Source organism: uncultured Sutterella sp., assembly GCF_937923675.1.
Classification (GTDB): domain Bacteria; phylum Pseudomonadota; class Gammaproteobacteria; order Burkholderiales; family Burkholderiaceae_F; genus Sutterella.
Window position 1 is genome coordinate 1 of sequence record NZ_CALDXB010000039.1, and the last position, 7,227, is coordinate 7,227.

The 7,227-nt window shown below is 58.0% G+C and carries 5 protein-coding genes; 2 read left to right on the forward strand and 3 right to left on the reverse strand.

Annotated features, from left to right (window positions below):
• Positions 1–193 (forward strand): hypothetical protein (locus Q0106_RS05080; RefSeq protein WP_297609762.1); only part of this gene is annotated, 193 nt, incomplete at its 5' end.
• 131 nt (positions 194–324) lie between these two features.
• Here Q0106_RS05080 and Q0106_RS05085 read toward each other — a convergent pair.
• On the reverse strand, positions 325–2,547 hold the full coding sequence (locus Q0106_RS05085) for an inorganic phosphate transporter (RefSeq protein ID WP_297609765.1): 2,223 nt from the start codon (positions 2,545–2,547) through the stop codon (positions 325–327).
• Between the two features lie 319 nt (positions 2,548–2,866).
• On the opposite strand from Q0106_RS05085, the gene Q0106_RS05090 reads away from it, so the two are divergent.
• On the forward strand, positions 2,867–4,669 hold the full coding sequence (locus Q0106_RS05090; RefSeq protein WP_297609770.1) for an FAD-dependent oxidoreductase: 1,803 nt from the start codon (positions 2,867–2,869) through the stop codon (positions 4,667–4,669).
• 252 nt (positions 4,670–4,921) lie between these two features.
• On the opposite strand, the gene Q0106_RS05095 is transcribed toward Q0106_RS05090, so the two are convergent.
• Together Q0106_RS05095 and Q0106_RS11880 are read right to left on the reverse strand one after the other, a co-directional pair.
• Positions 4,922–6,076 (reverse strand): porin, encoded by a 1,155-nt coding sequence (locus Q0106_RS05095; protein ID WP_297609773.1) that lies wholly within the window; start codon positions 6,074–6,076, stop codon positions 4,922–4,924.
• 305 nt (positions 6,077–6,381) lie between these two features.
• Positions 6,382–6,861, reverse strand: coding sequence for a helix-turn-helix domain-containing protein (locus tag Q0106_RS11880; RefSeq protein WP_366139483.1), 480 nt, complete (start codon positions 6,859–6,861; stop codon positions 6,382–6,384).
• Between the last annotated feature and the right edge of the window lie 366 nt (positions 6,862–7,227).

Sequence of the window (7,227 nt, forward strand, 5' to 3'; positions counted from 1 at the left end):
TGACGTCGTCGGGCAGGTGCTTGCCGAAGTACGCCGTGAACTTCGCCATCAGATCCGTGAATCGGTCTCTGAGGAGCTCTTCAGCCATGGCGGTGTTCTCCTTTGTTGTTGTTTGATGAGGGGTCTGAAGGAGAGTCGCTTTGAAGCGCTCCTCCTTCTGATGGTCGAAAGTTTATGGAATGTTTCTATATAAGTCAAATACTTAAATATCTATAAAAACTATAGGCAATAAGCTATTTTTCGAGCAGAAATAAAAAAGGCCGGCGTTTTTAAATCAACGCCGGCTCGAGGTGAGAGAAGCTTTATTGGGTCAATGCGGGTTCGTTAATGCGCTTCTGCGAGCGTATTGACCTTCGTCTGGATCATCGCCGTGATCTCATAGTGATTGATGAGTTCGCGGGCGAAGAGGAGGAAGGTGAGGTAGAGCTCGGACCCTCTGATCGAAATGCCTTCCGCAGGAATGGCGCGAAGGAGTTCGCTCTGGAGGCGGTCGATTGTCTGAAGGGCCTTCTGGGCATTGGCGTGGAAGACCGCGATGTCGGGATTGCCGTTCTCCGACTTGCTCATGGCTTCAAGGAGGCCGACGAGCGTTCTCAGGTCGTCTGCAAGGCGTCCTTCATAAACGCGGTGGCGGTTCGCGACATGGTCGAGGGCGAGCTTTGCGAGCCCCTGGAGCGAGCGGCCGACTTCACGCATGTTCGTGAACGCGCGGAAGTAGCAGTAGCGGGCGTCGAAATCGGCTTCAGAGGGCTTCTTGTCGGAGAGCGCCATGCGGTAGTAGATGCCGCGCGCGGCTGAAAGATCGTCGAAGAATTCCGAGGCGTCCGACTTGGCGCTTCTCAGAGCCGATTCGCGGTCGGAGAGGAGGCCGTCGAGGATGGAGCGGCAGATCCCGATCGAGCGGCGGAGGTTCTCCGGTGCCTTCTCGTCGATCATGGTGCGGATGGTCGGGGCATCGTAGCGGACGTTGCTCTGATTGACGAGCGAGTCGTCGGAGAGGCTCGCCTTGATGTTTGAGCGCACGAGAAGCGCAATCGCCGCGAGCCCGAGGATCACCGCCATGATTTCCCCGCCGAAGAAGACGAGGGTCGCGACGATGCCGGCCAACGTGCTCGCGCAGAGCGCCGTGATGAACCAGCCCGAAATCACCGTGAGCACGCCGGAAATGCGGTAGACGGCGGTTTCGCGGTCCCAGGCGCCGTCCGCGAAGGACGAGCCCATCGCGACCATGAAGGTGACGTAGGTGGTCGAAAGCGGAAGCTTGAGGGACGTGGCCGATGCAATCAGAATCGCAGAAAGAACGAGGTTGATTGAGGCGCGGACGTAGTCGAATGGCAAAGGCTGCGTGCCTTCCACGACGGGCGCCGGCTCAAAGCGGCTCGCGAGAGCCCGCGAGAGCGTCCCCGGCATGATCTGGTGAATGATGCTTCCGAGCGTCATCGAGGCGCGCACGATCATGCGGCCGGGAAGCGAGGCGCCGAATTGCTCCTGTTCGCCAGACTGCGCGGAAGAAAGGTTGATGGAGGTCTGAATGACGCGGTGGGCCTTCTTCGAGAACCAGAGCGTGAGCACCATCACGAGGCCCGAGAAGAGGAGGAAGGCCGTCGGGGCGGTGGAAGGCTTCAGAAGCCCGCCCATCATGAAGGCGCCGTCAGACGCGCCCGAAGCCGCCCATTCGCGGTAGGCATCGTAGGCGGCGAGCGGGACGCCCACGAAGTTCACGAGGTCGTTGCCGGCAAATGCGAAGGCGAGCGAAAACGTGCCCGCGAGAATGATGATTTTGAAGACGTTGATGTTGAAGAGGCTGATGAAGGCCTGGAAGAGTACCGTGAGCCCGATGAAGAGCGTCGCGAGGATGACGGTCGTATTGGCGTTGATCCAGTCGATCCATTCGGGGCGCATGAAGGAAGCGCCCTTCGCGCCCTTCATGACGAGGAAGTAGATGATCGCCGTGATCGCAAGGCCCGCATAGACGCCGCCTACCTTGCGGTAGGCGCCTTCAAAGCGGAAGGAGAAGATCAGGCGGGCAATGTACTGAATGACGGCACCCGAAACGAAGGCGACCACCACGGAAACCAGAATGCCCGAGATGATCGTGAGCGCCTTGGAGTTGTTGATGTAGTCGGCGACTTCGGTGAGGGACGCCCCGTCGGCGATGAGCTTGAAGCAGGCGGCCGCGATTGCCGAGCCCAGGAGCTCAAAGACGATCGAAACGGTGGTCGACGTGGGGAGCCCGAGCGTATTGAAGGCATCGAGCAGTATCACGTCCGCCACCATGACGGCGAAGAAGATCACCATGATTTCCGCAAAGCTGAACATCTGCGGATTGAAGACGCCCGAACGCGCGATCTCCATCATGCCGGACGAAAACGTGGCGCCGAGCAGCACGCCCGCCGTCGCTACCCACATCGTCGTGCGGAATTTGGCAATCCGGCAGCCGAGCGCGGAATTCAGAAAGTTCACGGCGTCGTTCGAGACGCCGACGAAGAGGTCGATGATTGCGATGACGCCGAGGAAGGCGAGCATCACGAGATAGTAGCTGTCCATAGGTTTGAGACCTCGCTCAGGGAGGTTTTGTTTTTGAGAGAAAGGATTTAAGGACAGCGCGGATTGTCGGGAGGCCGCATGACAGCGGGACTAAGAAAATATGACAAAACGATGACAAGTTCAGGGGCCTTTGATCTGCATCGTTCTGCGAGAAAACCCTTGCATGTAAACACTTAGCCGAAAACAAAAACGCACCTTGTCAGAGGTACGCCAAAAGGGCTATCGTGCTCTTCATCCCGATCAGGCATTCGAAACGGCGAGAGGAAGAAGTTCCTCGCTGCGCCTCCGTAATGCCGTCGGATATAAGGAGAGAAACAAAATGCAGAAATTCGCCAAACTCGGCATTGCGCTCGCCCTCGGCGGCGTGCTTGCCGCCACCGCATCCGCCGCGGCTCTGAAGGACGGCACCTGGACGGGTGAAGGCCAGGGCAGAAACGGCGCCGTGGTCGTCGAAATGACCGTGAAGAGCGGTCATATTGCCGACGTGAAGGTCGTGAAGCATTCTGAAACCGCCGGCATTTCGGACGCGGCGCTCGCGCGCATGCCCGGCGAAATCGTCAAGGCCCAGTCGACCGGCGTTGATGCCGTGACGGGCGCCACGATGACCTCGAACGGCATCAAGGGCGCTGTTGCGAACGCGATCCGCGCTGCGGGCGGCGATCCTGCGCAGTTTGCAGCCGCGGTCGTGACCAAGAAGGCCGCGAAGAAGGTCATTAAGGAACATGCCGACATCGTCGTGGTGGGCGCCGGCGGCTCGGGCATTTCCGCTGCCGTCAAGGCCGAGACTCTCGGCAAGAAGGTGATCCTCATTGAAAAGATGCCGACCATCGGCGGCGCCACGGTCCTCAACGCGGGCACCCTCATCGCGACGGGGTCGAAGTACCAGCGCGACGTGATGCATGAGACGAAGGATTCGCCTGAGCTCGCCTACAAGGACATCTTCCGCGTGGGCAAGGACAGGAACGACCCGGTTCTCGTCAGGATGGTGACCGAAAAGGTGGGCGGCGTTGTCGACTGGCTCATCTACGACATGAAGATTCCGTACGGTCCTGCCGCAACGCAGTATCCGGACCATTCCGCGAACCGTCAGCTCGGCGTCAAGGGCCGCTCGGTCAACTTCCTTCATCTCATGAAGGATAAGTTCCTCGGCATGGGCGGCAAGCTCATGCTTGAAACCCGCGCGCAGGAATTCATCCGCGACAAGTCGGGCCGCGTGATCGGCGTGAAGGCGACGGATGCCGCCGGGAACACCGTTGAGCTCACCTCGAAGGCGGTGATTCTCGCTTCGGGCGGCTACGGCGCCGACCAGTCGATGCTCCCGCCGAAGATGAAGAATTATCTCTTCTACGGCGTTGACGGCGAAACGGGCGACGGCTTCAAGATGGCTACGAAGATCGGCGCCGGCACGATCAACCTCGACCTCGTGAAGATGTACCCGCAGGGCGTTGAAACGCGTCCGCATCACGGCCTCGCGGCGACCGCTTCCTCGACCGATACGATGAAGAAGTCGGGCGCCATCTACGTCAACCGCGACGGCAAGCGCTTCGTCGATGAAAACGCGGGCCTCGGCGTTCTGACCGACAAGACCATTGAGCAGCCGGGTTCGATCGCCTACATCGTGATGGATGCGGCCGCCTGGAAGCAGTACGTCGCGAAGTCCCTTGAAGACAAGCTCGTGCCTGATGCCGCTGCGCTCGATGAGTGGACGAAGATCGTCAACAACGGCCGTCCGGTGATGGCGGTTTCGAACAACCTCGAGGATGCCGCGAAGACGATGGGCATCGACCCGAAGGGTCTTGAAGCGCAGGTCGCGCATTGGAACGACATGGTGAAGGCCGGCGCCGACAAGGACTTCAACCGCCGCATCACCGGCGGCTTGGGCGAAGGTCCCTATCACATCGTTGAGCAGAAGGTCCGCTACCAGACGACTCTGGGCGGCCTCAAGGCCGACGGCGGCATGAGGATTCTCGACAAGGCCGGCAAGCCGATCCCGGGCCTCTATGGTGCGGGCTGCGTGGTGGGCGGCGCCAATGGCGCAGACTCCATGACCGCGATGATGAACTCCTGGGCAATCGTCTCGGGCGTTGTTGCTGCGGAAACGGCTGCCAAGGACCTGAAGTAACGGTCTGACGCCTCCTTTCGGACCGCCGGGTCATTCAGGAGGTCCGAAGGAGCTTCGTTATCAGGCATTGAAAAAGCCGCGCTTCCCGATGAAGGAGGTGCGGCTTTTTCGTGTGGCTCGGAGGTTTTGAAGAAGTCCGCCTGCCGGAAAGCAGAAGCCCGCCCGGAGCACGTGCAATGCTTCGGGCGGGCGGAAAGGAAATGCAGGTCCGGGAAAGGCTCTTCAAACCCGGGCCTGCCGCTCAATCAATGATTAGAAGCGATGAATCAGACCGGCGATGACTTCGACGGACGAGGGTTCAACGCCGAGGGAGTAATTCTTCTGATCGTCCTTGGTGTATGCCGCGGCGCTGTAGACGGAAGTGCGCTTGCTGAGGTTGTAGTCGTAGCCGACTGCAACGTTCCAGCGGGTGATCTTGACGCTGCTGTCTTCAGCGGCTTCAGCATCCATGTATCCGACGTGAGCCTTGGCCGTGCCGCCGAGGACGGGAACGCCGACGCCCAACGCGAGGCCGTAGCCGTCAGCGCCTTCCCAGCCGGCAGTGTCGCCGAAGGAGTAGCCGAACTTGCCGAATTTATCGTTTCCGATGTACTTCTGGCCGACGGAAATCGCGTTCTGGAAGTACTGGCCCATGGCATAGATTTTGGCGACGCCGAAGTCGTAGTTGCCGCCGAGCGTAACCGTCAGCTGATCGGCATCGTAGGTGTAGTCGTACCCGGTGCCGTCGAAGTACATCTGCTTGCCGTGGTTGATCGAATCAACGATGCCGACAAGGTAGAGGTTCTCGGCCTTGTAGGTGGCGGCGATGCCGTAGTAGCGGTTGGCGGAGGACTTGCCTTCGTCGCCGCCTTCAGTGGAGCTGTTCTTGAAGGAATACTGGGCGTAAACCTTGAAGCCGGCGAAGTCCGGCGTGGCATAGGTGATGGTGTTGTCGAAGCGCGTCCAGCCGTCAGCGGTGACGTACTTCTGACCGATCGAGTCGCCCCAGCCCGAAGATAAGGGTGAGGTCTGACCAAGAAGGCCGAAGGAGCCGTTGGCGCTCGCGAGCTGACCCATGCGGCCGAAGGCGATCGTGCCGAAGGCGCCCGAAAGGTTGAGCTGGGCTTCGCGGTCAAAGAGCTTGCCGGACGTCGAGAAGGTGCCCGAGTCGCCGGCGAAGCCGTTCTCAAGGACAAAGCCGACCTTGAGGCCGTTGCCGAGGTCTTCCGTGCCCTTCACGCCGAAGCGCGAGCCGCTGTTCTGGCCGGACTTCATCTGGAAGGAGTCGCTGGCATCCGCGGCGGTGTCGCCGTCAGTATGTTCATAGCTGAAGCCGTAGTCGACGAGGCCGTAGAGCGTCACGTCAGCAGCGGCGGCGGAGCCGGCAAAAGCGCCGAGGATTGCGAGAGCAGCAAGTGTCTTCTTCATTTTCATGCTCGAAAATTTGCTAGTCTTCCCGCCGGGGAATCCCCTGCGGGAAGAGTCTGGGTGAAATGACAGACAGAGACCATCGCCAAACAGCTTCTGTCTGCCGGAACCTTCCAAGGGAAGGACTTTTATTGCAAGGGATTTCCCCTTACAGACGAGAAAGTATTATCGGGGACATTAATTCGCTTCTGATCGGGATATTGTTAAGACTTAAAAATATTCTTAAAAGTCAATAAACTACATCGATTTAATGCGACTGATGTGTTGTGTTGAAAACACATTTTCAGCTGAGAAAGGGATTAACTCTACCCCCTGTGCGAAGCATTATCTGTAGTTATTAATGATCCCTTCGGCATCCATTTTCTAATGGTCGCAGCAGATATTCCGGTGAGTTTGTAGATTTCATTCCAGCTCATGCCGCGGCTGCGCATGGCGATTATTTCCTGTTTTCGTTCTTCGGTATATCGATACTGACGGACAGGAAGCTTTGTTTGAAATTCTCCTTTCTTCCAGCTGCGGAGCCATTCGCGAACGGTTGCCTCGGGGAGCTCGAGGAGCCACGCCGTTTTGTGGTATCCATGTCCCTGAGAAAAGAGAAATGCCGCGGCCTCGCGCTTATGGTCGGACGCATAACCGGGCCTGATGCGGCCCTCGAGACCGTCGATTTTTGATGCAGGCTTTACGGTACGGGCGTGAGGTTCCTCCGCCGGAGCTTCATCCTGACGGACATATATTGAATTAGTAGGGTCGTTGTTTCCGGGGTGGGGGGGGGGTAACGACTTGATCTTTCGACATTTCTAGACAAGCCCTGATATCGATTGAAGCTGCCTTTACCCAAAAAAGTGAATAGCAGGAAGCGAACTTCAGGGAAGCCGCCTCCTGCTATTCAATGACAGACGCCAATGGCAGAAGAGACGTCTGCGAACTGAAGTTTGTCCGTGCGAGGTTAGGGTCAGTGTGAAAATTTGCTACCGTCAAAATTTGACAGGGGGTGGGACTCATACCCAAAGATTCCTGATATACATGGCAGTTGGTAAATGTTAATTTATGGATTTAGGGTTTACCATTATCTTTTTTAAACAACATCTATTTGAAGCGTAAGGATCCCATCCGTACGAAAACGCAAAAAATTTGGGCGCTCGGTAGAGCGC